The 26,879-nt window shown below is 70.6% G+C and carries 22 protein-coding genes; 12 read left to right on the top strand and 10 right to left on the bottom strand.

Annotated features, from left to right (window positions below; translation table 11 throughout):
- Nucleotides 1–476: 476 nt before the first annotated feature.
- Nucleotides 477–824 (top strand): hypothetical protein, encoded by a 348-nt coding sequence (locus O0S08_RS43835; protein ID WP_269035470.1) that lies wholly within the window; start codon nucleotides 477–479, stop codon nucleotides 822–824.
- A gap of 372 nt (nucleotides 825–1,196) precedes the next feature.
- On the opposite strand, the gene O0S08_RS43830 is transcribed toward O0S08_RS43835, so the two are convergent.
- The 4 genes from O0S08_RS43830 to O0S08_RS43815 all read right to left on the bottom strand — a co-directional run bounded on the left by O0S08_RS43830 (nucleotide 1,197) and on the right by O0S08_RS43815 (nucleotide 3,504).
- Complete coding sequence (locus O0S08_RS43830; protein ID WP_269035469.1) at nucleotides 1,197–1,508, bottom strand: MafI2 family immunity protein; 312 nt, start codon at nucleotides 1,506–1,508, stop codon at nucleotides 1,197–1,199.
- A 224-nt stretch (nucleotides 1,509–1,732) separates the two neighbouring features.
- A complete protein-coding gene (locus O0S08_RS43825; protein ID WP_269035468.1) occupies nucleotides 1,733–2,107 on the bottom strand; it encodes a hypothetical protein in 375 nt (124 codons plus the stop codon).
- Between the two features lie 62 nt (nucleotides 2,108–2,169).
- Nucleotides 2,170–2,577 (bottom strand): DUF6086 family protein, encoded by a 408-nt coding sequence (locus O0S08_RS43820; protein ID WP_269035467.1) that lies wholly within the window; start codon nucleotides 2,575–2,577, stop codon nucleotides 2,170–2,172.
- Nucleotides 2,578–2,745: 168 nt separating this feature from the next.
- Nucleotides 2,746–3,504 (bottom strand): hypothetical protein, encoded by a 759-nt coding sequence (locus O0S08_RS43815; RefSeq protein WP_269035466.1) that lies wholly within the window; start codon nucleotides 3,502–3,504, stop codon nucleotides 2,746–2,748.
- A gap of 268 nt (nucleotides 3,505–3,772) precedes the next feature.
- Here O0S08_RS43815 and O0S08_RS43810 point away from each other — a divergent pair, with 268 nt between their 5' ends.
- The 3 genes from O0S08_RS43810 (at nucleotide 3,773) to O0S08_RS43800 (ending at nucleotide 6,426) form a co-directional block, all read left to right on the top strand.
- Complete coding sequence (locus tag O0S08_RS43810) at nucleotides 3,773–4,693, top strand: FHA domain-containing protein (protein WP_269035465.1); 921 nt, start codon at nucleotides 3,773–3,775, stop codon at nucleotides 4,691–4,693.
- 205 nt (nucleotides 4,694–4,898) lie between these two features.
- Nucleotides 4,899–5,363, top strand: a complete 465-nt coding sequence (locus O0S08_RS43805; protein ID WP_269035464.1) for a hypothetical protein — start codon at nucleotides 4,899–4,901, stop codon at nucleotides 5,361–5,363.
- A 490-nt stretch (nucleotides 5,364–5,853) separates the two neighbouring features.
- Entirely contained in the window at nucleotides 5,854–6,426 is a 573-nt protein-coding gene (locus O0S08_RS43800) for a carboxymuconolactone decarboxylase family protein (protein ID WP_269035463.1), read from the top strand.
- A gap of 79 nt (nucleotides 6,427–6,505) precedes the next feature.
- On the opposite strand, the gene O0S08_RS43795 is transcribed toward O0S08_RS43800, so the two are convergent.
- Together O0S08_RS43795 and O0S08_RS43790 are read right to left on the bottom strand one after the other, a co-directional pair.
- Entirely contained in the window at nucleotides 6,506–8,542 is a 2,037-nt protein-coding gene (locus O0S08_RS43795) for an FG-GAP-like repeat-containing protein (protein ID WP_269035462.1), read from the bottom strand.
- 201 nt (nucleotides 8,543–8,743) lie between these two features.
- The gene (locus tag O0S08_RS43790; protein WP_269035461.1) at nucleotides 8,744–12,256 is read right to left on the bottom strand and encodes a serine/threonine-protein kinase; all 3,513 of its coding nucleotides are present in this window, start codon (nucleotides 12,254–12,256) and stop codon (nucleotides 8,744–8,746) included.
- Nucleotides 12,257–13,073: 817 nt separating this feature from the next.
- Between O0S08_RS43790 and O0S08_RS43785 the strand changes: the two genes are divergently transcribed.
- The 3 genes from O0S08_RS43785 to O0S08_RS43775 all read left to right on the top strand — a co-directional run bounded on the left by O0S08_RS43785 (nucleotide 13,074) and on the right by O0S08_RS43775 (nucleotide 17,422).
- Complete coding sequence (locus O0S08_RS43785) at nucleotides 13,074–13,901, top strand: PAS domain-containing protein (protein ID WP_269035460.1); 828 nt, start codon at nucleotides 13,074–13,076, stop codon at nucleotides 13,899–13,901.
- Between the two features lie 215 nt (nucleotides 13,902–14,116).
- Entirely contained in the window at nucleotides 14,117–15,409 is a 1,293-nt protein-coding gene (locus O0S08_RS43780; protein ID WP_269035459.1) for a carboxypeptidase-like regulatory domain-containing protein, read from the top strand.
- A 390-nt stretch (nucleotides 15,410–15,799) separates the two neighbouring features.
- Nucleotides 15,800–17,422, top strand: coding sequence for a monooxygenase (locus O0S08_RS43775; protein ID WP_269035458.1), 1,623 nt, complete (start codon nucleotides 15,800–15,802; stop codon nucleotides 17,420–17,422).
- A gap of 65 nt (nucleotides 17,423–17,487) precedes the next feature.
- Here the strand turns inward: O0S08_RS43775 and O0S08_RS51470 are convergent, their stop codons facing one another.
- The 4 genes from O0S08_RS51470 to O0S08_RS43755 all read right to left on the bottom strand — a co-directional run bounded on the left by O0S08_RS51470 (nucleotide 17,488) and on the right by O0S08_RS43755 (nucleotide 21,043).
- A complete protein-coding gene (locus O0S08_RS51470; RefSeq protein WP_371879580.1) occupies nucleotides 17,488–17,901 on the bottom strand; it encodes a VOC family protein in 414 nt (137 codons plus the stop codon).
- A gap of 377 nt (nucleotides 17,902–18,278) precedes the next feature.
- A complete protein-coding gene (locus tag O0S08_RS43765; RefSeq protein WP_269035456.1) occupies nucleotides 18,279–19,016 on the bottom strand; it encodes a helix-turn-helix domain-containing protein in 738 nt (245 codons plus the stop codon).
- A 91-nt stretch (nucleotides 19,017–19,107) separates the two neighbouring features.
- Nucleotides 19,108–20,670: a DUF4215 domain-containing protein gene (locus tag O0S08_RS43760; RefSeq protein WP_269035455.1), complete on the bottom strand. Its 1,563-nt coding sequence runs from the start codon at nucleotides 20,668–20,670 to the stop codon at nucleotides 19,108–19,110.
- A gap of 139 nt (nucleotides 20,671–20,809) precedes the next feature.
- Nucleotides 20,810–21,043: a SlyX family protein gene (locus O0S08_RS43755; RefSeq protein WP_269035454.1), complete on the bottom strand. Its 234-nt coding sequence runs from the start codon at nucleotides 21,041–21,043 to the stop codon at nucleotides 20,810–20,812.
- A 150-nt stretch (nucleotides 21,044–21,193) separates the two neighbouring features.
- Between O0S08_RS43755 and O0S08_RS43750 the strand changes: the two genes are divergently transcribed.
- From O0S08_RS43750 to O0S08_RS43730, 5 genes are all read left to right on the top strand, one after another.
- The gene (locus O0S08_RS43750) at nucleotides 21,194–22,042 is read left to right on the top strand and encodes an alpha/beta fold hydrolase (protein WP_269035453.1); all 849 of its coding nucleotides are present in this window, start codon (nucleotides 21,194–21,196) and stop codon (nucleotides 22,040–22,042) included.
- A gap of 36 nt (nucleotides 22,043–22,078) precedes the next feature.
- The gene (gene aroC, locus O0S08_RS43745) at nucleotides 22,079–23,191 is read left to right on the top strand and encodes a chorismate synthase (RefSeq protein WP_269035452.1); all 1,113 of its coding nucleotides are present in this window, start codon (nucleotides 22,079–22,081) and stop codon (nucleotides 23,189–23,191) included.
- Entirely contained in the window at nucleotides 23,188–23,880 is a 693-nt protein-coding gene (locus O0S08_RS43740; protein ID WP_269035451.1) for a hypothetical protein, read from the top strand. The genes aroC and O0S08_RS43740 overlap by 4 nt, the downstream gene beginning before the upstream one ends.
- Before the next feature lie 67 nt (nucleotides 23,881–23,947).
- Nucleotides 23,948–24,712 (top strand): hypothetical protein, encoded by a 765-nt coding sequence (locus O0S08_RS43735; RefSeq protein ID WP_269035450.1) that lies wholly within the window; start codon nucleotides 23,948–23,950, stop codon nucleotides 24,710–24,712.
- Nucleotides 24,713–25,241: 529 nt separating this feature from the next.
- Nucleotides 25,242–26,513 (top strand): proteinase inhibitor, encoded by a 1,272-nt coding sequence (locus tag O0S08_RS43730; RefSeq protein ID WP_269035449.1) that lies wholly within the window; start codon nucleotides 25,242–25,244, stop codon nucleotides 26,511–26,513.
- The last annotated feature ends 366 nt before the right edge of the window (nucleotides 26,514–26,879 follow it).

Here is a 26,879-nt window from a genome sequence, read left to right as displayed (position 1 = left end):
CCGGCGGCCGATTCGGCCGCTGATCGCACTGCACTCCGTCCGCCGCGCGCGGCGGAACCCTGTCCATGATGACGCAGGTCTATAGCATCACGGTCTCCGGACGGTCCAGGGAAAGTTCATACGACGGTTATCGGACGTCGCTCACCAACTGCAGTTGGGTAGGGCAACATCGCGCCACCGAGTGCATCACGCGCAGGAAATGAGAAGAGGAGTACGAAAGTATCTGGACATTCGGGCCCGGATGGGGCTGCGGGAATCACGGCACTGCCAGACGGACCCTTACAAGGCCCGCGCAGCGAAGAATGCTCGCTCCAGGACCTGCCCCTCCGGGCGCCGCTGAGCGCGGAAATGGGATCGAAAGGGCATACAGAACCATTCAAGCGTCTCGCGTTGACCGGTGATCGCCGCCGTGATAATCTGCCGGTCGAGTCGAGTGCTGAGAATCTCGCTCGTTGCTGCACGCTCCAGGATCCATAATGCCCACCCAGAATTGTTGTGTCACCGACGACGAGGTGCGCGTCGTGTATTATGAGTCGACTTCCAGCCTGAACCAGATCGCGTATACCGTACCCGCCGGCAAGGTGTTCGTGCTGACGGCGTGGACGATCGTGAACGAATCAGGCCAACGTATGTCCGTATACCTGCGGCGGGCCAAGGCGCGCGTGGCGTACAACCGCGTCTGGGACCCGCTGCAGGGGCACAACCACCTTACGTTCCCGACCGGCATCGTGTTCGGCCCGGAGCAGACGATCGAGCTCCAGGCGCCGGTCAACTCGTGCCAACACTTCTTCTACGGGTACGAGCACGACGTCGAGAGCCCCTGAGCAGCGGTCGGTGAAGCCGGCATCGCCGCCGGCCTGGTGAACGAAGCGAGGGCGGGTGCGAGGCCGTTGTGGAGGGCAGACGGCGAGGAACCGATGGCGCCTCCCAGCTGGCCGCGTAGCTGCGTGCGCAGCCGCCGAGGCGAGGCTCTCCGTCCATTGAGCCTGGAGCGTCGGCGCCTCGATGTGAGGACGGCTCGCCGACTGCCCTCGATGGCCGCACTGTCAAATGCCGGCCAAGAGGCGAACGCAACCCGAGCAGGGGGCGGCCTTATTGCACAGTGCCGCGGCCGGTGCTTTTGCTGCGCCAGGTGAACTCGTACGCATGTTCACTTGTCGCCCAGGAGCGCGAGCAGGTGGGCGGAGGAGACGCGGTCATGCGCGCGACGGTGTCGCTTCTCTTCGACCGAAGACGACCCTGCCGGGCAGAGCGAGCTGCTCGACCGGGCGCGCATCGACGAGGATCGTCGTCTCCAGCTCGATGCCGCGGTCCTGGAGCGACTCGAATTCGAAGGCGATGTCGTCGATTTCCTCCCGGTCCTCGGAGTGATCGTGCGCGAGCAGGAACCACAGGTGGACCTTCCTGGCGTCGACGACCTCCAGAGAGACTCGACGAAAATTGGGTGAGACCGCGCCGACCATCGCAATTACGAGGCGGAGCACCTGGACGTTCTCGTCGGTCAGCATGGAGATGGCGGGGCAGGGTAGCGCGCTGCCAGGCAAAACGCTTCGTCAAGAGCGGCGGGTCGAGTCGCAGCGCATCTGGCCGGAAAGCGGGTGGCCAGACGAAGAGCACCTGCCCGCCGTCCTGTACTTCTTCGGACTCCGGGTCGAACGGATGACCGGAGACCCTGGCGAGCACGGGGAGGAGGTTGGTGTTCGTGAGCATGGTCGTGGGAGCAGTGGTGCGATTATTTCACGACCTGAAAGCCGATCTCGCGTGCTCCGATGAGGCAGCCGAATTGGGGCGCGTAATCTTCTGGTGAGAAGCGAAAGATATGGTGTCCGACTTCGACCTGAAATCTGGAGCTGATCTCCACGGCCTCCACGCCTTCAATGAGAGATAGCGGAGGGGCTGACGTGTCGGTCTTCCATTCCATCGGAAGCGAGACAAAGGCGATGTCCTTGAACCAGATCTCGACATTGTGGCTCACCGTCGTGTCGATGCTCCCGATGACGACGAGCCGGCCCTTCTGGTACTCCGACACCTCGAAGTCGAACCATAGCTGCTGCTGGAGGTAGTTGTTGATGCGTGTGACCGTCTGCTCGGCGTGATCGGAATCCATCGTGGTGCTCTGTTGACGAACGGGTCTGTGGCTTATTCTCATAGCTAAGCACTGTCGTGCTATCAAACGGGCTCGTCGTCGATCTGCAGGTCGGCGAAGATCGCCCTCGCTCTCGTCCGCCCCGACACCAGGAGCTCTCCGCGGTGCTTGAGCGCAGCTCCGATCCTCGACAGATCGAGCTCGTCGCGCGGGTGGCACGCTGCGTACAGGCCCGCGGCCACGGCGAAGCAGCCGCCGAGCAGGCTGGATAGCGTCTCGTTGCCGCCCGAGCTGAGCTTGCGGTCGAGCGCGATCACGAAGGGCTTCAGTCGGGCCGGATCGATCTGGCATTCGTCGTTGATGACGTCGCCGACTCCGCTGTCCAGCCCGAGGAGCTTCTCCACCCCACGGATTTGATGGACGAACAGCCGGCCGAGGCCTTGCGAGGGTTCCCAGACCGCATCACCGTTGTGCTCGAAGATGATGCCCATTCATGGTCCCTTCGTCGGAGACGGACTCGGTCCGCCCAGGAGGTGCCTCGCGCGGGGGAGGGTAGTCGTCTCCGTGCTCCAAGGCAACGCTGCCGCGCCTCATGCGCGGGATGAGGGCGGCGGGACGAAGGTTGAGCGGCCGCAGGGGGTGATTGCGGGCGTGTGAAGCTACTGCACGGTGCCGCGACCGATGTTCTTGCCGCGCCAGGTGAACTCGTACTTGATCTTCTGGCACTTGCCGCCGAGGAGCGCGAGCACGTCGTCGGGGACATCGACTTCGAGGGCGTCGATGGTGTTCTTGATCCGGGCGTCGAGGACGGGGTCGCCGGTGCTCTGCTTGAGCTGTGCCGACAGGCCGCCGTCGGGGCAGACCTCGAGGCGGAACTTGTAGACGACGTCCTGGGCCTCGGCGCCGAAGGTGCCGACGCGCATGTTGTTGAGCGCGCGCATGACCTCGGTGGCCCACGGGTCGCCGGCGTTGAAGGTGTCGGACCAACCGTCGGCCGCGCCGAACGGGTCGCCGGGGAGCTCGTCGGCGGTCCGTGGATCGTCGTGAGGCGTGTTGGCGGGCCGGTTGCGGTCGTCGACGGGGGCGCGGGGGTCGAGCGGCCTGGCGGGCGCGGCCTTCGGCGGGTCGCCGGGCTTCTTGAGCGGGGTCGGGGGCGCGGGCTGGTCGTTCGTGGTGACCTGCGAGGGGGCGGCGTCGTCGGGGGCGCGCGTGGCCGGGATGACGAGCTTGTCGGGAAGGGCCTGCGGGTCGCGCTGCGGGCCGAGGCGCACCAGGTCGCCGGGGATGAAGTCGACGGTGGAGGCGTCGTCGGCCGCGACCTCGAAGGTCGGCGCGAACATCACCAGGGCGGCGACGCCGCCGCTCAGCAGGGTGGTGCCGAGGAGACCGCCGAAGAAGGCGGCCGAGTTGCTCGCCACCTCGCGGAACTGCCGGGCGAGCGCGACGAATGGAGTGAGCAGAAGGGGGACGCTTCGGACCTTTGATTCGGCAGAACCGGCGGGCACGGGGGGCTTCGACGCCGGGGCGCGCGAAAGATTCGCGCGGGTCGATCGCAAGGGTCCGCTGTTTCATGCGAATAGGTATGTGGGCGGGCGGAGCGCCCGCGCCGGGATTGCGGCGGTCGGTCGAGGGCGCCGGGACGGCGGTGGTCCATTCGCGGAGACCGGCTAAGCTCATCGACGTCGGATGGCTGTCCTGCGCGTGCAACGTTCTCAGGAGCGCCTGATACTACCTGACCGCTGTTTGGTAGGGCGCTCGAAATCGTGTGACCTGGTGCTGGGCGCGCGGGACGTGTCCGGGCGGCACGCGGAGATCCAGTGGGACGGCGATCACTGGGAATTGCACGACCTCGGCAGCCGCAACGGGACGTGCGTCGACGGGGCGCGGCTGGCGGCGGGCGAGCGCCTGGTGCTGCGGCAGGGCGCGGAGATCCGCTTCGGGCGCGAATCGGCGTGCTTCGACCTCGAGGACGCGGGCGGGCCGCAGCTGATGGCGCTGCGATTACCGGCAGGGCAATGGCAGGTCGGCGAGGGCGGTTATTTGGCGTTGCCAGATCTGGAGGGGCCGGAGTGCTCGATTTATCAAGATCCGCAGGGAGCTTGGATCTGCGAGCGCGGCGGCGAGGTCGCGGCGCTCGACGACCGGGCGGTGCTGGCGCTGCGCGACGGGCTGTGGCGCGTGTACCTGCCGAAGTTCTGCGCGTGCACGTGGCAGGAGAGTGACAGCGGGCTGTGCGTGGCCAACCTGAAGCTCTGCTTCGCGTACAGCCGCGACGAGGAGCGGGTCGAGCTGGTGGCGTGCTGCGGGGAGCGCCGCCTCGACCTGCAGCGCCGGGCCCATCATTACGTGCTGCTGCTGCTGGCGCGCCGGCGACTGGCCGACGAACGCGCCGGGCTGCCGGCGGGGGAGCAGGGCTGGCTGACGGCCGACGAGCTGCTCAAGATGCTGCGCATGGACGACAACCACCTGAACATCTGCATCCACCGCGCGCGGACTCAGCTCGGCCGGCTCGGAGTCGCCGACGCGGCGTCGCTGGTCGAGCGTCGGCCCGGGACCCGGCAAATTCGCCTCGGCGTCGCGCGCCTCGAGGTGCGGCCGCTCGATTGACGCGGGTTCGTGCGCGCGCCCCGGCGACGCCTCGGGCGGGGAATCCTCGCAGAAGACCTGCAGGGGGTCCGCTTGCACCGGCGGCCCCGCGCGGCTACCGTCTTTGGGTGGCCGGGGTCACGCTCTCTGTAGAGTCGTCGGGCGCGGTCGTCGCGTCGGTCCAAAACGCGCAGGAGGCCGCGGTGAAGATTCGAGGCCGAGGCCCATGAGCATTCTCGAGGAGATGACGATCCGGATCGAGTGGCGAACCCGGGACGGTCGAAGCGAGACTCGTGCGCTGGTCCCCCGTGAGTTCTTCGATGTCGACGCCGACACGGAGGCGGCAAGATCGTTGCAGGAGCTCGTGTGGACCCATAACCATGCGATCGATTACCTCGGCGGACTCGCAGAGATCGTCGAGACCTCGCTCGAGGTGACGTGCGCCCGGACGGGAGAGCAGATCTGCGACCTCGAGCGCTTCTGGAACGACGGCAAGTGCCGCCTGCTCTTCCGGCGCGAGACGCTCCACGGCCGCGAGGTGGAGTGGTCGCGGATCGTCGAGGTCCATACCAGCGACGGCATTCATTTCATGCGGTTCGGCTCGGCCTCGGTCGAGGCGAGCGAGTTGATCGAGCACACCCTGGTCACGCCCTCGGAAGAGGTTCATACGCTGTTCTTCGGGCGGTCATGACAATGCCGGGGAGTAGCGAGCGATGGAGCACGGGGCGGGCTTGACTCGGTGACTGCAGTTTATCTTCGGCGAGGAGCTCGCCCACGAGGGCGTCATTCGGGAGCTGCGCGAGCGCGTTCGTCATGACCCTTCGCTCCGGGCGATCTTGCGGACCCGCGCGGAGCCGCATGGATATCTTTGCGAGACAGAGGTGGTGCAGTTCGCGGACGGGTTATTTGCTGTCCGCGGCGTGACGATTGAAAGCCCATGAGCGTCCTCGCGGAGACGACTACCAAGAGTCTTCGCGGAGCGCCCACCGCCGCTCGCTGCGGGGCCTGAATCCGTGTCGAAGTGGAACGGTGTTACAAACGGACAGTCTGCAGCGAGGCCGCCTGCCACGGCGGACCGCACCTCGTCGCGGCAGGCGGCCTCCCCGCCACGGCCGCGATCGCCATGGGCACCCGTAAATCTTGCGCGAGATCGGCGATGGGGATCGGATATCATAGGGACCATGGCGCGATTGCCTTACGTGAACATTGACGAGCTCCCCGAGGAGCTGCGCGCCTCCCTTGGAAGATTACCACCGCTGAATATCTATCGCTTGCTGGCGCATACGCCGAACGCTTTGCAGGTGCTCGCCCTGACCACTGCAAATTTGTACCAGGCAGAGATCGATCAGCGTTTGCGTGAGCTGGCCATCCTGCGGGTCGCGCACCTGACCAACTCACGCTACGAGTGGGTCCAGCACGCCACATTCGCCCAGTCCCTTGGGGTGAGTGCGACGCAGGTGGAGGCCATCTCCCGGGGCGCCGACGCGGAGGTCTTCACGGAGGTGGAGAGGCTCGTGCTGCGCTTCACGGATGAGATGACGGAGAACGTCAAGGTTTCGGCCTCCACATTCCAGTCCCTCGCCCAGCACCTGAATCCTCGATGCCTCATGGAGCTGGCGCTCGCTGTCGGGATGTACGGGATGCTGGCGCGCATCATGGAGACCTTCGAGGTTGAACTCGAGCCCACCGCGGGGACCTACACGTTCGATTCAGGGCGCCAGGGTGCGGCGGGCCTGCTCAAGGGGTCCGGCTAATTCTTGTGGCTCGAGTGGCGACTCGAATGGCTCGCCGGATCGGCGCGGGGCGTCGATGCGGCGAGCGCGGCGGGTATGATCATTCGAGGATGTGCGCGCCCTCGTGGCCGGCGAGGCCGGGGAACTCGCCGGCCGCCTTGTTGCCGATGGTGAAGGAGCCGTCGCCGTTGGAGTAGGCGGTGGGGAGGGTGCGCCAGTCGGCGGGGCCGGTCATGGCGAGGTCGCTCTTGCCGTCGCCGTCGAAGTCGCCGGCGATGACCTGGGCGCCGGCCTTGATCCGGCTGCCGAGAGTGGTGGGGGCGGTGTCGGTGACTGCGAAGGTGCCGTCGCCGCGGGACAGCGCCAGCGGGACGTCGCCCCCGTGGCCGATCAGGGCGAGGTCGGTCTTGCCGTCGCCGTCGAAGTCGCCCGGCAACACGTGGGCGACGCTGTCCCCGGCCCGTTCGGCGAGCCCGGCGATCGGCGACTCGACGAGCTCGAACGAGCCGTCGCCGTTGGAGAGCGCGGCGGGCAGAGCCTTCCATCCGGAGGGGCCGGTCAGCGCGAGGTCGGTGGTGCCGTCGCCGTCGAAGTCGCCGGCGAGCACGACGGCGTCGGCGTCGGCCGCGGCGGTGGCGAAGCCGCGCGCGGGGTGGCGCTCGACCGCGAAGGAGCCGTCGCCGCGCGACAGGGCGACCGGGACGGAGGATTCGCCGCGGCCGCCGGCGAGGGCGAGGTCGGTGGTGCCGTCGCCGTCGAAGTCGCCGGTGATCGTGCGGACGCCGGGGGCCGCGGCCCAGGCGGCGAACTCGCTGCTCGGGTGCTCGGCGAGGGTGAAGCCGCCGTCGCCGGCGGCCAGGGCGACCGCGATGTTGCCGGCCGACTCGGCGCCGAGGAGGGCGAGGTCGTCGCGCGCGTCGCCGTCGAAGTCGCCGGCGAACAAGTGGGCGTTGTCGCGGGCGGCCCGTTCATGCCAGTCGGCCAGCTCGGGGCTGCTGACGGCGAAGCTGCCGTCGCCGCGGGACAGGGCGAGGACCAGCGATTTCCAGTCGGACACGCCGGCGAGGACGAGGTCGGTGCGGCCGTCGCCGTCGAAGTCGCCGGTGGCGGTCTGCACCCCGTGGCGGCCGGCGGCGGCGGCGAGGCTGGCGTCGCCGAGGTTGGTGATCGAGAAGCCGCGGTCGTCCGCGGCGAACGCGAGGGGCACGGCCTTCCAGGCGGTCGAGCCGGTGAGGCCGAGGTCGCTGCGGCCGTCGTGGTCGAAGTCGACGGCGACCGTGGGCCGGTGGTGGACCACCGCGGGCGGGCCGTAGAGGGTGCGCGCGCCCTCCTGGTCGGCGATCGTCAGGGTGTAGTCGCTGCTGGAGACGCCGCCGGTGCACCACGGATAATGCATGACCGAGCGGTGGTCGTACTCGCCGAGCTCGGCCCACGAGGTGTCCTCGAAGCAGACGCTCGACTGCAGGCGGGTGTGCTCGTGACGCAGGCCGAGGATGTGCCCGAGCTCGTGCCGCAGGACGCCGACGGTGGTCATGCGCGGGGTCGCGGTCCGCCAGTCGGGGTTGTCGTCGAAGTCGGGGTAATCGATGTAGAGGGTCCGCGTCGACTCCGGCATCGCCGGGAAGAACGACATCGCGCCGCCGGTCTGCCACGGGCGGACGGCGAACAGGGCGCCGGCGCCGGGCTGACACGCGGCGTCGCCCGCGGGGCGGTAGCGGAAGTCGACGTGCGCGGCCTGCTCCCACGAGCGCGCCGCCTCGGCCATCTCCTGCACGACCCGGGCCTTGCGCGCGCCGAACTCGTCGGAGACGCAGTAGGTGAGCTCGTGCTCCTGCCCCGCGGGCCAGCGGTCGAAGACGCCGTCGTGGAGGTTGACGATGCTGCGCGGCGCGGTGCCCTCGCGGGCGGCGACGAGGTCGTGATAGGCCGCCGCGAGCTGGTCGAGGGTGACGGGGAGGTCGCCGTCGACGACGTAGCGCGGCTGGCCGTCGACGACGCGGGTGGCGGCCTCGCGGAACTCCTCCCAGGTCGGGAGGTCGTCGCCGGCGGCCGCGTTCGAGTCGCAGGCCGCGAGCGGGAGGACGAAGACGGCGAGCGTGAGCCGCCAGGGACACGGGGACTTCGAGGACGGATGCATTGCCATTGGAACGACACAATAGCGAATCACAGTTCGTTAAGCCCGTGTCGATCGACGGCCGGCGATCGCCGTGCGCGGCGCCGTGGGGCAAAGGCGCGGCCCGGACTGTTCACATTCAGCGGTCTGAACATTCGCCGGCGTCCGCGACGCCACGCACGAATCGGCGGGCGAGCGGGCGGCGAAGCTCGGCGGACTCGCGCTTCAGAGCGGCAGGGTCGACGGCACTCGGGCGCATGCGTCGGCGACGTCTGGCGCGGCATCGGTCCGCGACAGGGCGCGACAGGCGGCCTCGACCATGCCGGCGCGCGTGACCGGATAGGTGTGGATGACGCCGCTCTCGCCGTCGAGGACGTCGATGAAGCGGTCGTCGCTGCGCAGGCGAAAGTCGTCGGCCGGCGAGCGCGTGTGCAGGCGCAGCAGCTCCTCGAGGCCGGGCACGCCGAGGACCGCCAACTGGCCCTTCTGCGTGCGCGCGACCAGGAATTCGCCGGAGTGGGCGAACTCCAGCAGGGCCGCGTTCTCGAGCCCCGGCGAGCGCGCCACCGGGTTGTAGGCGGCGCCGCTGTAGGCCGAGAAGTCGATGGTGGTCAGCTGCATGCCGGAGTCGGCCTCCCATAGCCGCACCTCCTGCAGGTTGCTGCGCGACCTGCAGGAGGTCAAAAGGAACCGCCCGTCGCTCGAGATGAGCGAGAAGCCCTGCCGCCGATCGGGGTCGCGGCACGGGTCGATGGCGAGGAACCGCTGGCGCCCGGTCTGCGGGTCGAGCACGCTGGTGCGGTCGTCGTGGCGGACGATGAACAGCTCGCTGCCCATGAAGCTGATGATGCTGGTCGGGACCTGGTCGGGCATGAGGAACGAGGACGCGACCCGCTCCTCCTTGCAGGTCGGGGTCGACCAGATCGCCAGCTCGCCCGAGTCGCGCAGCACGCCGATGTACGTGCCCTCGCGGGAGATCCGGACCTCTCGCACCTGCGTGCCGTCGCCGCCGATCGTGCACAGCGGCGTCGGCTCCGCGGGCTCGATGATGTCGACGCTGCCGTCGGGGTTGGCGGCGGCGATTCGCGCCGCCCGGGCCGCGGGCGCGGCGGTCTGGCGGCCTCCGCCGGGCAGGTTGCCGCGCGCCCAGCGTTGCTCGCCCCATTCGTCGTAGAAGCGGATCGGGCCCCTGGCGCCGCCGTTGCCCGCGGGTTCGCGCCAGATGCCGCCGTCGACGCTCCACGCGGACGAGCGCTCGCCCGGCGCGTCGCGCACCGCCAGCACCAGCGGCGCTCGCTCGCCCCGGCGATCGTGCAGACGGACCACGCCGTCGCCGTCGCGGGTCGCGACCTCGCGCTCGTCGAATCGCACGACCTGCTGGCCGAGGGGCGGGGTCCAGCGGGCGACCTCGAGCGGATCGGCGGAGTCCCACAGGGTGACCCCGGACGAGATGACCGCGAAGCGGGTGCCGCCGCGCGAGCTCGACAGGTGCTCGCCGTGCACGCTGGCGATCGGCGGGGTGCCCTGGTGGAGGTTGGGGGTCTCCGACAGGCGCAGGTCGGTGCCGACGAACAGGAGCTCGTCGTCGACGGTGAGGTCGTGCAGCTTGCCGACGATCCGGTGCGACTCTTCCCAGCCGCCGAGGTCGAGGTCGGCGGCGGCGTGAAACACCATGGTGTCGTCGTCGGCGTTGTCGGCGGTCAAGAGGCGCCGGCGGTCGCGCGAGAACAGGACGCTGCGCGCGAGGTGAGGCAGCCGCTCGACCCGCTGGCGCCGGGTGTCGAACACCAGCGCCCCCTCCGCCGCGGAGGGGTGGGCGAGGGCGACGTAGCGACCGTCGGGGGAGATCGCCAGAGAGGCTGGGTCGCGGCGGCCGGCCCACGATTCGTTCCACGGCGGGAGGTCGCGCCAGGCGATCGGGCGCTCGACTGCGCCGGCGTCGACGGCGAGGAAGGTCGGGACGATGCGGTCGGTGGCGAGCACGAGGTGACGGCCGTCGGGGTGGACCGCGAGCGCGGCGCCGCGGTCCGCCAGCGGGGTCGACCACAGCAGCTGGCCGTCGCGCGAGCGATGAGCGCTGACCGCGTCGAACAGGAGGGTGAAGGCGTGGCCGTCGACGGGCCCGGGGTGGGCTCTCAAGGCGAAGAACTTGGCGTCGTCGGCGGCGAACACGAGGTCGTGACAATGCGGCACCCGGAGGGCCTGCCCGTCGTCGACGGCGTGCACGCTGCAGCTGTCGTCGTCGCGGACGACGATGTAGCGATTGCCGGGACTCACCCGCACGAAGGCGTGGTTGACGGCGCCGGTCGCGACTGTGGTGATTCGCCGCACCGGCCCGGTCGACCACAGCTCGACCGCGTCGGCGAACTGGACCGCGAGCAAGCTGCCGTCGTCCGACAGATCGACGGCGCGCGGGGACTGCTCCTGCGTCGGGATCGCGGCCACGGGCAGCATGGCCTGCATGGCGCCGGCGAGGCCGTCAATGACGAGCTGCGGCGCGCGGTCGAAGGTCGGGCCGTACGGCGCGAGGGCCTCGAGGCCGAGCGCGAGGGCCTCGCGCTCGTGGGCGCCGACGGTCGAGAGTCGCCACACCTCCCGGTTGCGCGCGTCGGTCTCCGCGGTCACGCGCTGGGCGTTGGCCCGCGCGGCGAACTCCTCGCTGGCGACCCTGGCCGCCTCCGCCGCGGCTCGGCGCTCGTCGATCCGCCGCGCGGCCACTGCGGCGCCGACGAGCGCGAGCACGCCGAAGGACAACACGCCGAGGCGGCGCCGGGGAGCCTGGTGATCGCGCCCGAGCTCGGCGAGCAGGGCGGTCATCGACGGCCAGCGCGCGGCAGGGTCGACTGCGAGGCCGCGCTCGAGCGCGCGGCGCAGCCACGGCGGCGCGCGGCGAGGATCGCGTGGCGGGGTGATCTGGCCGCCGGTGATCGCCAGGAGCAGCGCCGACGGGGTCCCGCCGACGAACGGTCGCGCGCCGTACAGCGCCTCCCACAGGGCGACGCAGAAGGCGAACTGGTCGGTGCGCGCGTCGGCTTCGAGGCCCTCCCATTGCTCGGGGGCCATGTACGCGGGCGTGCCCAGCAGCGCGCCGGTGCGGGTCAGCTCGAGCGGTTGAGCGGGCGGAGGCGCGTCGGAGTGGTCGCGGGGCTCGCCGGCGGCGCGCGCGAGGCCGAAGTCCATGACCCGCACGCGCTCGTCGACGCCGATCATGACGTTCTCGGGCTTGAGGTCGCGGTGTACGAGGCCGGCGTCGTGAGCGGCGGCCAGGCCGCGGCCGATGGCGGTAAAGACGGCGACGATGTCTCGCCAGCCGCGTCGGCGGGCGCTCAGCCACTGGCGCAGGGTGACGCCGTGGACGAACTCCATCGCCACGAACACGCCGTCGCCGAAGGTGCCGACGTCGTGGACGGTGACGACGTTGGGGTGGGCCAGCCTGGCGAGCGCCTGGGCCTCGCGGATGAGCCGGGCGCGAGCCCTGGGGTCGCGGTCGTGGGACTTGAGAAATTTCAGGGCGATCTTGCGGTCGAGCTCGGGGTCGTAGGCGCCGTAGACGACGCCCATGGCGCCTGCGCCGACGTGCTCGAGCAGGACGTAGCGGTCGATGAGGGTGCCGCGGGCGAACCTGGGCCCGCCGGGTCGGACGACGCCGCCGTGGGCCGGGGGCTCGAACCCGGGCTCCGCGGTCGACCCGAGCTCGTGGGTCGGCGCGGTCTCCTCACCATGATGTTCGCGGATCATGCAGTCGCGCCAGATATGGCCCGCTTCGATGGTGCTGCCGATCACCATCGGTCGCGCTCTCCGGCCTCGATGTTGCGAACGCCCCGACAGCGACCGCGCGATCGGGCGGGGCTGCCGCTGTCGGCGGCGCAGGCGCCGAGGAGATCGCGATCAGGTCGGCTCCTGGCCCGGCAGCTCGTCGAAGTAATGCAGCTCGAGCGCGTGTTGCAAGGTCGACCGGCAGCTCGCGCGGCGCGTGCAGCAGGTGCTCGTGCTGCTCGCGTTGCGCCCGGCACCGAGACGCCGAGGTCGATCACCGAGAGGACGCCGAAGTCGATGCGCGCTTCAGGTCCCGCGGCGATCCGCGGACGCGCTGCCGAGGTCCGCCGAGGACAGCGCTCGCCCCCGCGCGATGACGGGTGTTGCAACGAACGCCTGGCGAGGCCGCAGCTTCCGAACCCGCGTCGAGCGCGGGAGGACCATGGTCGTCTCGAGTGACTCGTTGTTCAAGACATGTCCTTCGGGGCATGTCATGAGAGCGCCGCGGGCTCGCTGCAGCCCGCGCGCATCGCGGCGGGCCGACCGGAAGAACTTTCCGTCCATCCACCCGACAATGATTGCAGGCAGCGAGGAGGGCGCACATGTCTTCCGTGACCGGTTCGAAATGACTGGTGAATGCGGCGCGAGTTCGCGCCGCTACTGCGAATGCGCGTCAGGGCCCGTCCGAAGCCGAGCAACGTTCTTTTTGGCGGTCGGCGCGGCGTAGACAGGTCGCCCTCGAGGCGCGCTTGCCCGCTCGCGCGCCCTCGCGTAGGACAAAGATCCGGGAGGGGTTGCCATGGCTGACCGATCGGACGGCGGGACGCGCGCGGCGGAGGACGGACGCGGCGGGCCCGATCCACAGGCGACGCTCGAGGGGGTGATGGCGCTGGTCAACAGCTCGCCCAGCCTCGTGTATCTCAAGGACACCGAGTTTCGCTACACATTCGTCAATCACACCTTCACGCGGGACAGCGGCAAGACGCTCGCGGACATGTACGGCCGCGGCGACGAGGTGATCATGCCGCCCGAGTTCGTCGCGCAGGTCCGCGCCGACGAGCTCAAGGTGATGGAGGGCGGGGCCCCGCTGGCCTACGAGGAGGAGGTGGTGACGCCGAAGGGTCGCCGTCACTTCTCGGTCGTCAAGCTGCCGGTCTACGGCGAGGGCGGCGAGGTGATCGGCATCGGCGGGTTCGTCACCGACATCACCGAGCGCAAGCTGCAGGAGCTCGAGCAGCAGCGGATGATCGCCGCCCAGCGCGAGGCGCTGCGCGAGCTGTCGACGCCGCTCCTGCCGATCGCCGAGGGCGTCCTCGCGGTGCCGCTGGTCGGGGTGATCGATCCGGAGCGGGCCAGGCAGATCGTCGACAACCTGCTGCACGGGATCGCCGAGCACCGCGCTCACACTGCGATCCTCGACATCACCGGCATTCGCATGATGGACGCCGAGGTCGCGCGCACTCTGGTGCAGGCCGCCCGCGCGTCGCGGCTGGTCGGCGCGCGCGTGGTCCTGACCGGCATCAGCCCCGAGGTCGCGCAGACCCTGGTCACGCTCGGCGTCGATCTCGGGGGCGTTACCACTCTGGCCACCCTCGCCAGCGGCATCGCCTTCGCCCTGCGCGAATGAACGGAGCGCCGCGCGGGCGTGGTACGCTGGCGCGCGTGACGGGGCGGGGCACTCGAGTCGGGCGCGCGCTGGTCTTGCTGCTCGGGCTCGGGTGTCGGCCGCAGGTCGCAGAGACGGCGCCGGCGAACGCCTCGCCCGCGCCTCGCACGGCGGTGGCGCCTCCGGGGCCGACAGAGTCGGGGACCGCCGAACCGACGCGTTGCCGGCCGGGGGATGTGGAGCCGGCGATCGCGGCGGCCGGGCCGGGGCCGGCGTACGTGCTGGTCGAGCACGTCGGGGTGCTTCGCATCGAGGACGACGAGGTGACCACGGCGCTGCCGCTGGCCGGCGGCGACGCGCGCGACCTCGAGCTGGCGGCCGGGCCCGAAGGTTCGTTGTGGGCGAGCGGCTGGGACGGGGTCGAGGTGCTGCCGCTCGCCGGCGAGGCGCGCACGGTCCACCGTCGCGGCGGCTCCGGGCCGCGCTATGAACATTTGCAGGTCCGCGCCGACAATGACGTGTGGGCGGTGACCAGCGACATCGAGTGGCAGGTCGTGCATTACGACGGATCGCGCTGGCAGCCGACGCGCGCCCGCCGTCAGGCTTTTAAAGGCAAATACGACGACAACAAGTTCGAGGGCCTGGCGCTCGACGCCGAGGGCGTGTGGGTGTCGTCGTGGAACGGTCTGTGGCGCGGCGTCGGCGACGATTGGCGGCCCATCGACGCGCCGCCGGGGACCGGCACCATCCTCTCGCTATGGTCCTACCGCGGGCGGCCGATCGTCGGCGACGGCGAGCGCTGGTTCCTGCGCGACGGCGGCGATTGGCGGCCGCTGTCGTGGCCGATCACCGACGATGTGCGCCGCGCGGTGGGCGAGGTCGGCGTGGTCGCGGCGCCCGAGCACGGCCGGGCGGCGGTGCGGCTGGCGGCGGTGACCGCCGCCAGCTGTACGGCCGCCAGCGAGCCGCTGGCGGGCTCCCGGGTGAGCGCGCTGGCGGTCGACGGGAGCGGGCGCGTGTGGCTGGCGACCGACGTCGGCCTCGGGGTGATCGACGGCGACGGGCGCAGGCGGATCGAGTGGCCGATCGGTTCGCTACCTGGCTTTTCGGGCAGGCCGCTGCAGGTCGTGGTGATCGGCGCCGGTCCGTGGCGCCTGCCCTCGCCGCGGCCCGCTCGCACGTGGGAGGTCGTCGGCCGGCTCAGGACCTTCAAGCAGAGCGCGCCGCTGGCGGGCGCCGCGGTCGAGCTGTGCCCTTCCCCGTCCGGTAGCGATCGCTGCCCGCCGGGCCCGGGCGCGCGCGCGGCCACCACCGCGGCCGACGGGGCGTTCCGCTTCGCCGACGTCCCGATCGGCGACTACTCGATCGTCGTGCGACCGCCGGCCGACCACCCGGCGTGCCGCAGCCCCTTCACCCGCAACGGCCACAGCCTCGCGCCCGCCGTCGACTGCCCGCCGGACGCCGCGCGCTGCGACCTCGGCGAGCTGACCGACTGCCGGCCGTTCGAGATGCCGCCGCCGCCGCGCTGATCTGTCCTCCGGGCCAGATCATCGATTCCGGGCGAGGGTGCGCGGCCGCAGAGGGTGAGGCGCGTGAAGACGCGTTCATCGGCGGGCGCGGCCGCAGTTGCTGGCGGGCGACATCCTGCGCGGCCCGAGGCGGCCGTTGCCTGCCGGGCAAAGCCTCGATCTGCGGCGGCGCACGGTCGAACGAATAGAACTTGTTCCAATCATAGCGAGGAACGACGACAGTATCGCCGCAAACGGTCGGGGCGTGCCTTAAAGATGTTCCTCGGGACAGACCGAGAGGTCGAGAGGCCGCGTCGTTGTCTCACGAGAATCTTGAGGATCTGCGGTTGACCCGCCGACCTTAAATATAGTCTTTAATGGCCGGCAAACCGATTCGCCGGAGAGCTGCGCATGGCCCGAATTCCGTTGTCCGTCTGTACTTTGTCGCTGGTCGCCCTGACCGCCTGCGGCGCGAGCCCCGAGGCCGCGCCCGGCGCCCCCGGCTATCGCCAATTGCACGAGAAGATCTTCAGCAAGGGCTGCGCCAACGAGGCGTGCCACAGCGGCGACAAGGGGATCGCCAACCTCTCGTTCAGCGACCTGCAAGGGTCTTACGATTCGCTGGTCGAGGCCGTCCCGGCCAACGGCGCGGCGGCGGGGGCGGGGCTTTTGCGGGTCAAGCCGGGCGACGCGGCGGGCTCGTTCCTCTACATGAAGCTGACGGAGCACAACCAGGCGCTGACGGAGAAGAGCTACGGGGCGGCGATGCCGCTGTCGGGGATCGAGCCGCCGGGCGAGAAGTCGCTGGCGGCGGTGAAGGCGTGGATCGACGCCGGCGCGCCGATGGACGGCGACGACTTCGAGGCCGACCAGGCGGAGCACCACCACGAGACGAACTACGTCGAGTGCGCGGGGAAGACGGCGGAGGAGATGCGCGCGTGCTTCAAGCCGCAGCCGACCGACGGCGAGTACCTGCGGGTGTACACGCCGCCGCTCGAGATCCCGCCGGGGCGCGAGATCATGCTGTGCAGCGAGATCGACCTGCCCATCGACCAGGCGCTGCTCATCAACCGCGCGGCCGGGCAGCAGATGAACGGCGGCCACCACATCGCGGTGTTCACCACTCTGGCGCCGACCGGCGACTACGCCCCGCTCGACTGCGACGACGTCGACATGAGCAAGCTGCGCTTCGTGATGGGGGCCGGCGGCGCGGGCGGCCTCGACACCACCTTGCCCGACGGCGTGGCGGTGCGCGTGCTGCCCGGCCAGCGCCTGCTGGTGCAGTCGCACTATATCAATACCACCGACGCGCCGACGATCGTGATGGACGCGGTCGACCTGGCGCTGACGACCGAGGAGAAGTCGCCGACCCTGGCCGACTCGTTCGCGGTCATCGACTCGGACTTCGAGATCCCGGCGCAGGCCCGCGGCTTCCAGCGCGTCAAGGAGTGCCGGCTCGAGCAGGACTACGACATCCACATGCTGCTCGGCCACACCCACGAGCACGGGGTGATGTTCCGCTTCGACCTGCTGCGCGGCGACGCCGAGCCCGAGCTGCTGTACTACGCGACCGACGGCAAGCTGCTGCGCTCGAACCCGGAGATCAAGCTGTACCGCGAGCCGCTGCAGTTCAAGGCCGGCGACCGCCTGCGCATGACCTGCAAGTGGGACAACGAGACCGACGCGCCGGTCGGCTGGCCGGAAGAGATGTGCGTGACGTTCATGTACTACAGCCCCGGCGAGGGCTTCCTGACGTGCGACACCGCCGACGAGACGCCGGTGACGATCGGCGGCGGCGACGACAAGTGCCGCAAGCCGGGTGACGCGGGCAACGAGAAGGGCGTCGGCAAGTTCTGCTCGGTCGAGGGCGGCGAGTGCGTCGGCAACGGCACCGCGTCCCTGTGCCTCGAGAACTTCGACTCGTTCTCGAACTACTGCACGCTCATCAACTGCAAGGCCGACGCGGACTGCGGCGCCGGGGCCTACTGCGCGATGCAGGACGCGGGCAGCGCCTGCGTGCCCAACGACTGCTGAAGCGGATGAGAGAGAGCTTCAGGACATGTCCTGATGGGCATGTCCTGATGCGCATGCAAAGAAGGTCAGCCGATCCGCTGGGCGAACAGGATGTCGTTGCCGGCCGGGTCGCGCACGATCGTCTCGCGCATGCCATAAAAAGTGTCGCGCTGGTCGACGAGCCGCGGCCAGTCGCCGAGCGCGCGATGGACCGCGGCGAGGTCGTCGACCTCGATGAACAGCGAGGTGCGGCTCGGGCGGGGGTCCGAGCCGGGGATGTCGTCGCGGACGGAGGCGACGCTCTGCAGCATGAGCTCGGTGCGTCCCGAGGTGAGGATGACGAAGCCGAGCCGGCCGTCGTGCGGGACCTCGGCGGTCTTGCCGAAGCCGAGGCGGGTCCAGAAGGGCAGGCAGTCCTCGACGGCGTCGACGACGAGCGCAGGGAAGGAGCAGCGGGGGACCGGCTCGCTCCTTCGCGTCCATCGGCCGCCGGGGCCGATTCACCCTGGTCGACCTCTCGCAGGAGCTTCGGGCTGCTGGTCATGATGTCGCCCCGGGTATCGGCTGCGTCACCGATCCGGGGATCGTCGGCCACGCCGCGGAGGCGCGCGCACTTTCCTGGCGTTCACCGCAGAGACGGTGCTCGGCGAGCAGGTCTGGAACACCGGCTCGTTTCAGGGATGGCCGCGGGCAGGGCGATATTTCCTGCATTCATTGGGATGCTGCGGAGGCAAACACCTCGCGGCCCGAATCGTCGAATAGGTTCGCCGAACCTCGGGCTCTCCCGTCAATCCACGATGAACGTCAAGTTGGAGGTCCGTCGCCAGGCATGCGTAAGTATGTCTGAAAGGACAGGTTCGGCGCGGGGGCCGGGGGTTCACGCCGGGTCCGTCGCCAGGGCGCGGACGTAGGCGCCGGGCGTGAGGCCGGTGAGGGCCCGCATCTCGTGGATGAAGTGGGCCTGATCGTGGAAGCCGAGCTCGCAGGCCAGGGCGGCGTGATCCCGCGGGGCAGCGCGCAGGGCCTGGGTAGCTCGTTGCAGGCGCAACACGCGGGCGAGCTCCTTGGGGCCGACGCCGACGGCCTCGCGCACGCGCCGGGTGAGCGACTGGCGGGCGACGCCGAGGGACTCGGCGAGCTCGGCGACGCTCGGCGGCCGCGTCGACGCCAGCGCCCGGGTGGCCCGCTCGACGAGCGGATCGACGCGGCGGCGGCGATGGTTCACGAGCACGCTCGCCAGGTGGCGCACGCGGGCGGTGGCGTCGGGCAGCGTCGACAGGACGTCGAGCAGCGGCGAGCCAGGCAGGCCGAGCTCGCCCGCGGGGACGCGCGCGTCGGTGAGGGCGTCGGCGGGCACGTCGAAGAACACCCGCGCGGCCCCGGGCCGAAAGCGCACCGCGACGATCTCGGAGGCGCTGTCGGGCACGACCAGCGCGCGCGTCATGGTGCCGACGACCTCGACGCGCGGACGGCCGACCAGGTGCACGAGCACGTCGATGCAGCCGTCCGGGAGGACGCGGTAGCTGCGATCGCCCTGCGGCGCGCCGACCGAGCGGGTCCAGAAGGCGTCGACGACATCCGCGAGCTCGCGCGGCGCTGGGTGCTCGCGGTACACGTGCGGCGAGTGTAGCCGATGGATCCAGCCTTGCCGGCAGCGTGGAGGGCTAAGCCGGACCTACATCGTGATACGCCGCGGACGCAGAAAGTCAGGGGTCCTCGATGCAGTAGAGTGGGGCGGCGTTATTGCATGAGTTTGTGAACTTCGCGTCGGTCCAGCGTGCGTCTGTCGCGCTAGTCAGCCCGTAATGACCCTGGAAAGCGCCGTCCGGGCTCTCCCATTTGTTGCACAGAAAGGTACCGGCGTTGGTGCCATCGGCCTTCACGTTGGTCCAGGGCGCAGTATTCACTGGGGTTTGTAGCTCGGTCTGATCGATCGCGTGCGAGAGTGTGCCGTCGGTGAGGTCGTCCCAGCCGTTCTCGGCAATCGGGGTGCCGTCGACGAGGATGTACCTGCCTTGGTAGCTGGTGTCCATTCGCTGCGCGGGCCAGGTAATGGCGTCCGAGAGCCACGCCTTGAACGTGCCGGCATTGGTGAGTTGGGCGGCCATGGCGGCGGCCTGGCACTTGAGGTCGGCGCCGTCCAAACCGTCGAGGTCGCCCTGGAACATGGTATTCGTCACGAAGATCACCCGGCGCGGCTTGGCACACAGGTTCGAGCAGCTGTCGGTGTCGTTCTGGTTGCCGTCGTCGCACTCCTCGGCGCCCTCGTGGACGATGCCGTCGCCGCAGTCGGCGATTTCGCAGGCGTTGGTGCAGTCGTCGGTGTCGATGGTGTTGCCGTCGTCGCAGGTCTCCTCGCCGGACCACACCTTGCCATCGCCGCACTCGGCCATCTGGCAACCGACGCAAGCGTCGGTGTCGTCGTCGTTGCCGTCGTCGCACGCCTCGCCCGGGCCGACCTCGCCGTCGCCGCAACTGCTGGACTCGCACGAGGCGCTACACGGCTTGCCGGGGCCGTTCTCGGGGCCGTCGTCGCACTCTTCTTCTCCGACCCACACGATGCCGTCGCCGCAGGTGGCGGCTTTGCACGAATTTGTGCAGGCGTCGGTGTCGACGGCGTTGCCATCGTCGCAGGGCTCGCTGCCTTCCTTGGCGCCGTTGCCGCAGGTCGGCTCCGTGCAGTCTTGTGGGCAGCTGGTCATCGATTCACCTGGCCCGCACTCCATGTCCCCGCATACACACGACTCGTCGCCGCAGGGCTCGCAGTCCCGCGGGCAGGTGGTTTCTTCGCCGGCCTGGCAGGTCCCGTCGCCGCAGTCGGGCTCGCAGTCATCCGCGCACACGGCGGCGTTCTCGTGCAGGTCGCAGGTCCCGTCGCCGCAGCTGCCGGCATGGCACTCGGTCGGGCAGCGGGCCGGGTCCTCGCTCGGGGCGCACACGCCGTCACCGCAGCCGGGGCCCGGGAAGTCGCGTGGGCAGGTCTCTCGGGTCTCGCCCTCGTCCTCCTGGCCGTTGCCGCAAGTGTCAAGGCAGGCCGAGACGAAGGTCCAGTTCTCCTGCGCGTCGCACACGGCGGCCGCGGGTCCTTCGCCCGTCGCGTCGGACCACACGCAGTCGGACGGACACGCGACCTGGTTCTCGTCCGGGTCACAGACGAAGTCCTCGTTGCACTTCCAACGCGGATCGTCGGCCGAGGGAAAGTCGCTCTTGAGGCAGCTCAGGCTGCCAAGGAGGCACAGGAGGCCGAGTCGCACGGGCGCGCGCGTCATGCGGGGACTTTAGGAGAGCGCTCCTCGACGATCAACAAGTCTCTCCGTGCGATCAGACCCCCAAGCGCGGTTGGGCGACCCCCAAGCGCGGTTGGGCCTCGTGTCCTGCTCGAGAGTTCGAGGGAGGCCTCGTCGTCGATCACTCGACCTCGTCGTCGAGGGCCGTGAGCACGTCGGCGGTGCTGGGCGAGCCGCCGCCTTCGTCGCCGCGGAGGCGCGAGAGCTCGCGCTCGAGCGACTCGACTCTGGTGGTGAAGCGGCGGAGGACGGCGTCGAGGTCGTCGATGGTGCGCTCCTGGAAGGCGAGCTTGACCTCGAGCTCGGTGATTCGCTGTTCGAGCCTGGCGATGTCGGCGGCGTCGGGGGCGGGCACGGCGTGGGGATACGCGGGGCGCGCGGCGCGTGCAAGCGAGGACGGGTTCGCCCGTGCGCGGGCCGTGGCCCGGGGTTCGGGCGTCGCGGGGTGCGCGGTGGCGGGGGCAGGTTGAAACCCCCGGCGCGCGGCCTTAGGCTCGGAGCGCGCGTGCCGGAGTTCATCGACATCCTCGATCCTGTGGCCGGTGCGGGGATGGTCGGCCAGGTGCGGGTCGACCGGCGCCCCGGGCCGGAGGGCAGCAAGGCGCCGCGGCTGGTGATCCTCGGCGGCATGACGCAGACGCTGTCGAGCTGGGGCGGGCAGGTGCGGCCGCTGTCGGCGGAGCGGCCGGTGATCGTCTACGAGGCGCGCGGGCAGGGGCAGACCCGGCTCGACCTGCGCGACGTGACGCCGCCGGTGCACGTCGGCGACTTCGAGCGGCTGCTCGACGCGCTCGGCGTCAGCGAGCCGGTCGACCTGTGCGGCTTCTCGTTCGGCGGGCGGATCGCCCTGGCGATCGCGGCGGAGCGGCCCGAGCGGGTGCGCCGGCTGGTGCTCTCGGGCGTCAGCGCCGGCCGAGGCGCGCTCGGCCGCGTCATCGTCCGCGCCTGGCGCGAGGCGCTGCGCACCGGCGACCTCGAGGCGCTGGCGTGGATCAGCCTCGGCGACACTCTCGGGCCCCGCTACCTCGAGGCCAACGAGGCGGTGCTCGAGGCGTTCGTCAGGGCGACGATCCAGCGCAACACGTACGCGGGGATCTCGGCCCTGTTCACGCAGACCTTGAGCGACGCGCCCGACTCGCAGTGGGCCCCGCTGAACCTGGCGCCGCGGGTGCAGCCGCCGGCGCTGCTGCTGGCCGGCGCGCTCGACCGCCTGGCGCCGCCCGCCGAGCTCGACGCGCTGGTCGCCGCCTTCCCCGGCCCGGCCCGCGCCGAGGTGCTGCCCGACGTCGGCCACACAGTCGCCATCGAGGCGCCCGAGCGCTGGCGCGCGCTCGTGCTGGAGTTCCTGGCCTGAAAACCCTGGCGTGAAGGACATGTTCTTCGGGACATTATGAGCGGGAATACTTTCGGACATGTCTTCCGGGTCACGACCTTCGGCGAGTCGCACGGCGGCGGGCTGGGGGTGGTGGTCGACGGCTGCCCGGCCGGCCACCCGTTCCCGCACGCGCGGATCGCCGCCCAGATGGCGCGCCGGCGGCCGGGCCAGGGCAAGCTGACGTCGGCTCGCCAGGAGGCCGACGCGGTCCAGGTCTACAGCGGGCTCGAGGCCGAGACGGGCCTCACCCTCGGCACGCCGATCATGATGATGGTCGGCAACAGCGACGCGCGCAGCCACCACTACGACGACCTGGCGGCGCTGTACCGGCCGTCGCACGCCGACTACACCTACGACGCGCGCTACGGCCTGCGGGCGGTGGCCGGCGGCGGGCGGGCCTCGGCGCGCGAGACCGTCGGCCGGGTCGCGGCGGGGACGCTGGCGGAGGACCTGCTGCAGGCGCTGCACGGGGTCGAGATCGTGGCGTGGGTGGCGGCCGTCGGCGACGTCGCGCTGCCGGCGGTCGACGAGGCGACGCTGACGCGCGCGCAGGTCGACGCCCACGCGGTGCGCTGTCCCGAAGGACATGTCGCGGAGGCCATGACGGAGGTGATCGAGGCGGCGCGCAAGCAGGGCGACACGGTCGGCGGGGTGGTCCGCTGCGTGGTCCGCGGGGTGCCGCCGGGCTGGGGCGCGCCGGTGTTCGACAAGCTGACGGCCGACCTGGCCAGGGCGATGATGAGCCTGCCGGCCAGCCGCGGCTTCGAGGTCGGCGACGGCTTCGCGGCCACCCGCCTGCGCGGCTCGCAGCACAACGACCCCTTTTACAAGGACGCGGAGAGCGGGCAGATCCGGACCGCCACCAATCACTCCGGCGGGATCCAGGGCGGGATCAGCAACGGCGAGGCGATCCGCCTGGCCGTCGCGTTCAAGCCGGTGGCGACGATCTTCCAGCCGCAGCAGACGGTGAACCGCGCCGGCGAGGCGGTCACGTTCCAGGCGCGCGGGCGCCACGACCCGTGCGTGCTGCCGCGGGCGGTGCCGATGGTCGAGGCGATGGCCGCGCTGGTCCTGTGCGACCACATGCTGCGCGCCCGCCTGGCGACCATGGACGGGCTGCGGCGATGACCGACGAGTCCCCCGAGGCGCGCCGGCGGGCGTTCCGCGTGGTCTCCGGGGGCGAGACGCGCCCGGCGCTGCCGCCGGGGCCGCTGGTGTTCGACGCGCCGCCCGAGGCGGTGCCGAGCGAACCTGTCCATACGGACATGCCCGGAGGGCCACGTGTGCTGGCGCCCGGAGCCCCGCCGTCGCCGGGCACCGCCCCGCTGGAGATCGCGCGGCACCTGCGGCTCGGGGAGGCGCTGGTGTGGTGGGACGCGAAGGCAGGCTACGACCTGCGGCCGCTGGCGTGGATCGGGGGCATCAGCGCGGCGGTGCTGCTGGTGGCCAGCCTGGTGGCGCCCGAGTTCTGGGACCAGCCGTTCGCCGACCTGTGGCGGCCGATCGCGGTGCTGCTGTCGCCGATGCTGCTGTGGCTGTTCCGCGAGCAGTTCAGCCAGCGGGCGATCCTCGTCACCGACACCGCGATCCTCGAGGTGCCCCGCCGCGGCGAGCCGCAGCGGCTGCAATTCTCGGCGGTGCAGCAGGTCCGCCGCGATCTGCTGACCGGCGGGGTGGTGCTGACCGGCAAGCTGTCGAAGATCCGCGTGCCCGCGAGCCTGGTCGATCGTGCGCGCGTCGCCATCGCGTCGCAGCGCAAGGGGGCGCTGCGCAGCAAGGCCGAGCGCCCCGACGACCCGCTCCGCTTCATGGGCTGAGCGCGGGGCGAATCGACTCAGTTGACGGGTCGATCGCGCGAGCGGCAGGCTGTGGTATGCGGTCGTCATGGCCGAGGAAGCGCTGCCGCCCCGCAAGTATCTGGTGTGGATCTGGGTCGCTCCCGACTCGCGCTCTGTCATCACCGACGTGGTCGGCAGCATCGCCCGCGAGCCGGCTCGCCTCGAGCGCTGGCTCGACGCCGAGGCCCGCACCGCGCTCGACTTCCGCGTGGGGCTCGACCTCGCCGGCCTGCAACAGGCGCGAGACAGCGAGCTGCGCGCGGTCCTCCGCGAGGCGCTCCCGGACGTGCCGGAGGCGGGGCAGAAGGCCCTGGAGGCCGCGCTCGCGCAACCTCGCTACTTGCCGTCGCAGCCGCTCGGCATGGCGTACGTCCTGCAGGTCGGCGCTGCCATCGGCGAGAATCCGCAGAACCGCAAGCCGCCGACGCAAGTCCCCGACGCGGGGCTGCTGGCGCTGCGCGTGCTCGAGGCCGGCGGCACAGTGCGCGTGACGAGGCCCGAGGTGGAGGGCAGGACGCCCGTGTCCAGCCGGACGCTCCGCGAGCTGTTTCAGACCCTCCGCAACACGCCGCGCCTGTGGGTCAAGTGGTGCAACCTCTGCACGATCCACCGCCACTGGGAGGCGGGTTTTAAACAGTGCGTCCGCGAGGCCGCTGCGGGGTTGCCCGAGAGCGAACGGGCCACGGTGCGCTCGTGGCTCGAGGGGCCCGACTGGTGGTTGATGCCCGACAGCGCGGCGCTGCGAGGCAGCGCCGTCCTGCAAGGATTCACCAGCAAGGTCGTCGAGCGCGAGCTCGTGCGGGGGATGTGATCGTCGCACCGCGCCGCTCGGGGCTCGGGATGATTGCGCGGCGGAGGTGACCCTCGCCGTGAATGCGCGGCTCCTCCATTGGCGGGAGGACGTCATCGCGGACGAGTGCGGGGTTTGGCTCGCCCCGTGGATTCTGAGCAGTAGGTCTGGAGCCGTTGTGGCCACGAAATCACAGGATCGGGTGAGCCGGCGAGCGGCCGGACTGAACAATGCCGCGCGCGCGAATCGTCGCGCCGGGTGGCGGGAGGCGGCAATGTGCCTCAAGGATCGGTCGGGCTCTCCGCGAACGCGGATGATGAAGGTTTGTTCGCATCGGAGCGATAACGAGCGAGTCGATCTGAAACTCGTATCATTTGCCCCATGTTCTTCGCTCCCGTTGCCTTGACGCCTGGACAAACCTTTTTCAAGCTCGAGCACCATGCTTCCGCTTCGCTCGCCCCGGCCCCTTTTAAAATTGTTCGTTTTCGCGCCCTTCTTGGTGGCGGCGGGCGGGTGCAATCGCACCGGGGATCCGCTGATTCCCGAGACTGTGTTCGGGCACTGCGTCTATAAAAATCGATTCTCTGACCGGACCGAGTGTCGTGAGTACCGCGGCGACCGCTGGGACGAGGTGGGCGCGGGCGCCGACTGTCGTGATTGGGGCGCGGAGCTCGAGGGCGGGGCCTGTGAATTCGAGGACATCCTCGGCGCGTGCGTGCTCGGCGATCCGGAGCGGGTAATTCGAGTCGTCGTGCCGGGGGCCGACGCGGGCGATTGTCGGCAGCAGGAGCGTGGTTGCGAGATCTTCGGCGGCGGGATCTTCGTGCCCGCGCCGGTCTGCGGCGGCGAAGATCTGCCCGACCCGGTCGAGGGCACAGTGTTCCAGTGGCCGGTGCTCGAGTGCCGGCAGCCGCTCGCGGGCGAGCCGGCCGGGCAGGGCGAGGGCGGCGATGTCTGCACGTGGTCGATGATCTCGGGCTGCACGGAGCCGGGCCGCGACTTCGCCGCGTACGCGGCGTGCGACATGGTGCGGACGCAGCGGCCGTACTCGGCGCAGCCGTCGCCGCAGCCGGAGGTCGACGACCCGCGGCTGGCAGATCTCGCGTACGCGGAGGAGCTGGCGTGGGTGACCGAGCAGGTGTCGGCGTGCGCGTGCGTGTGCTGCCATCAATCGAGCATCACCCCCGAGGGCGCGGCGATCTGGGACCTCGAGGCGCCGGGCAATTGGGTCAACTCGTTCACGCCGTACGGCCTGGCGTTCGCGGGCGGGTTCCTCGACTCGTCGCTGCTGGGGGCCTATCCCGCGGCCGACAACAACGGCTTCGACCGCGCGAGCACCGGCCTGCCGACGACCGATCCGGAGCGCATGGCTGCTTTCTTCGCCGCCGAGCTCGAGCACCGCGGGCTGTCGCCCGCCGACTTCGCCGACGCCGACCCGACGCCCGCGCCCTTCTACCAGCAATACCTGTTCGAGCCGCAGGCCTGCGCAGGCGACGAGGGCGTGGCCGCCGACGGGACGATGATTTGGGAGGGCGGCAGCGCCCGCTACGTGTACGTGCTCGCCGCCGACGCGCCGAACCCGGGGGTGCCGCCGAACCTCGACCTGCCCGAAGGGACAGTCTGGCGCGTCGAGGTGCCGTGGGACAGCGCGCCGATGGCGAGCCGCAGCGTCCGCTACGGCGAGCTGCCCGAGGGCGCGAGCCAGGGCTTCCCCGCCGACGGCTCGCCGCCGACGCTCGAGGCGGGTGACACGTATTATTTGTACGTGCTGGCCGACATCGGCGTGCCGATCACCCGCTGCCTGTTCACGTACTCGGGCTAGCGCGGCGAGCGGCGCGCCGGAGCGAAGTGAGTGGGGCGAGGAGGAGGACTCGTCGCGGCGAGCGGCGCGCCGCGTGCGTGATTCGGGGGACCCTTCGAGGCAGACGGCAGGGTCCGGCGAATCGGGACGGGCTCTACATGCTCGGGGTAGCGCGGCGAGGCGAGCGGCTCGCCGAAGCGACGAAGTGAGTGGGGCGAGGAGGAGGACTCGTCGCGGCGAGCAGCGCGCCGCACCCGTGATTCGGGGACTGTTCGAGGAAGACGGCGGGTCCGGCGATTCGGGACGGGAAGAGGAAGAGGAAGAGGCGGTTGCGGTCATACGGCCGATCGCGCGGTGCGGAGGACTGGTCGTGCCCACGGGCGCGGT

The sequence above is a fragment of the Nannocystis punicea genome, assembly GCF_026965555.1.
Classification (GTDB): domain Bacteria; phylum Myxococcota_A; class Polyangia; order Nannocystales; family Nannocystaceae; genus Nannocystis; species Nannocystis punicea.
The sequence above is the reverse complement of the archived record's forward strand: the minus strand, read 5'-3'. Positions and strand labels throughout refer to the sequence as shown.

Coding starts and splice junctions, on each gene's coding strand:
- aroC (WP_269035452.1), top strand. CDS start 22,079: ATGAGCGGGAATACTTTCGGACATGTCTTCCGGGTCACGACCTTCGGC.
- O0S08_RS43825 (WP_269035468.1), bottom strand. CDS start 2,107: ATGGATTCCGATCACGCCGAGCAGACGGTCACACGCATCAACAACTAC.
- O0S08_RS43805 (WP_269035464.1), top strand. CDS start 4,899: ATGAGCATTCTCGAGGAGATGACGATCCGGATCGAGTGGCGAACCCGG.
- O0S08_RS43775 (WP_269035458.1), top strand. CDS start 15,800: ATGGCCCGAATTCCGTTGTCCGTCTGTACTTTGTCGCTGGTCGCCCTG.
- O0S08_RS43830 (WP_269035469.1), bottom strand. CDS start 1,508: ATGCTGACCGACGAGAACGTCCAGGTGCTCCGCCTCGTAATTGCGATG.
- O0S08_RS43785 (WP_269035460.1), top strand. CDS start 13,074: ATGGCTGACCGATCGGACGGCGGGACGCGCGCGGCGGAGGACGGACGC.
- O0S08_RS43800 (WP_269035463.1), top strand. CDS start 5,854: ATGGCGCGATTGCCTTACGTGAACATTGACGAGCTCCCCGAGGAGCTG.
- O0S08_RS43740 (WP_269035451.1), top strand. CDS start 23,188: ATGACCGACGAGTCCCCCGAGGCGCGCCGGCGGGCGTTCCGCGTGGTC.
- O0S08_RS43795 (WP_269035462.1), bottom strand. CDS start 8,542: ATGCATCCGTCCTCGAAGTCCCCGTGTCCCTGGCGGCTCACGCTCGCC.
- O0S08_RS43820 (WP_269035467.1), bottom strand. CDS start 2,577: ATGGGCATCATCTTCGAGCACAACGGTGATGCGGTCTGGGAACCCTCG.
- O0S08_RS43810 (WP_269035465.1), top strand. CDS start 3,773: ATGGCTGTCCTGCGCGTGCAACGTTCTCAGGAGCGCCTGATACTACCT.
- O0S08_RS43790 (WP_269035461.1), bottom strand. CDS start 12,256: ATGATCCGCGAACATCATGGTGAGGAGACCGCGCCGACCCACGAGCTC.
- O0S08_RS43835 (WP_269035470.1), top strand. CDS start 477: ATGCCCACCCAGAATTGTTGTGTCACCGACGACGAGGTGCGCGTCGTG.
- O0S08_RS43735 (WP_269035450.1), top strand. CDS start 23,948: ATGGCCGAGGAAGCGCTGCCGCCCCGCAAGTATCTGGTGTGGATCTGG.
- O0S08_RS43760 (WP_269035455.1), bottom strand. CDS start 20,670: ATGACGCGCGCGCCCGTGCGACTCGGCCTCCTGTGCCTCCTTGGCAGC.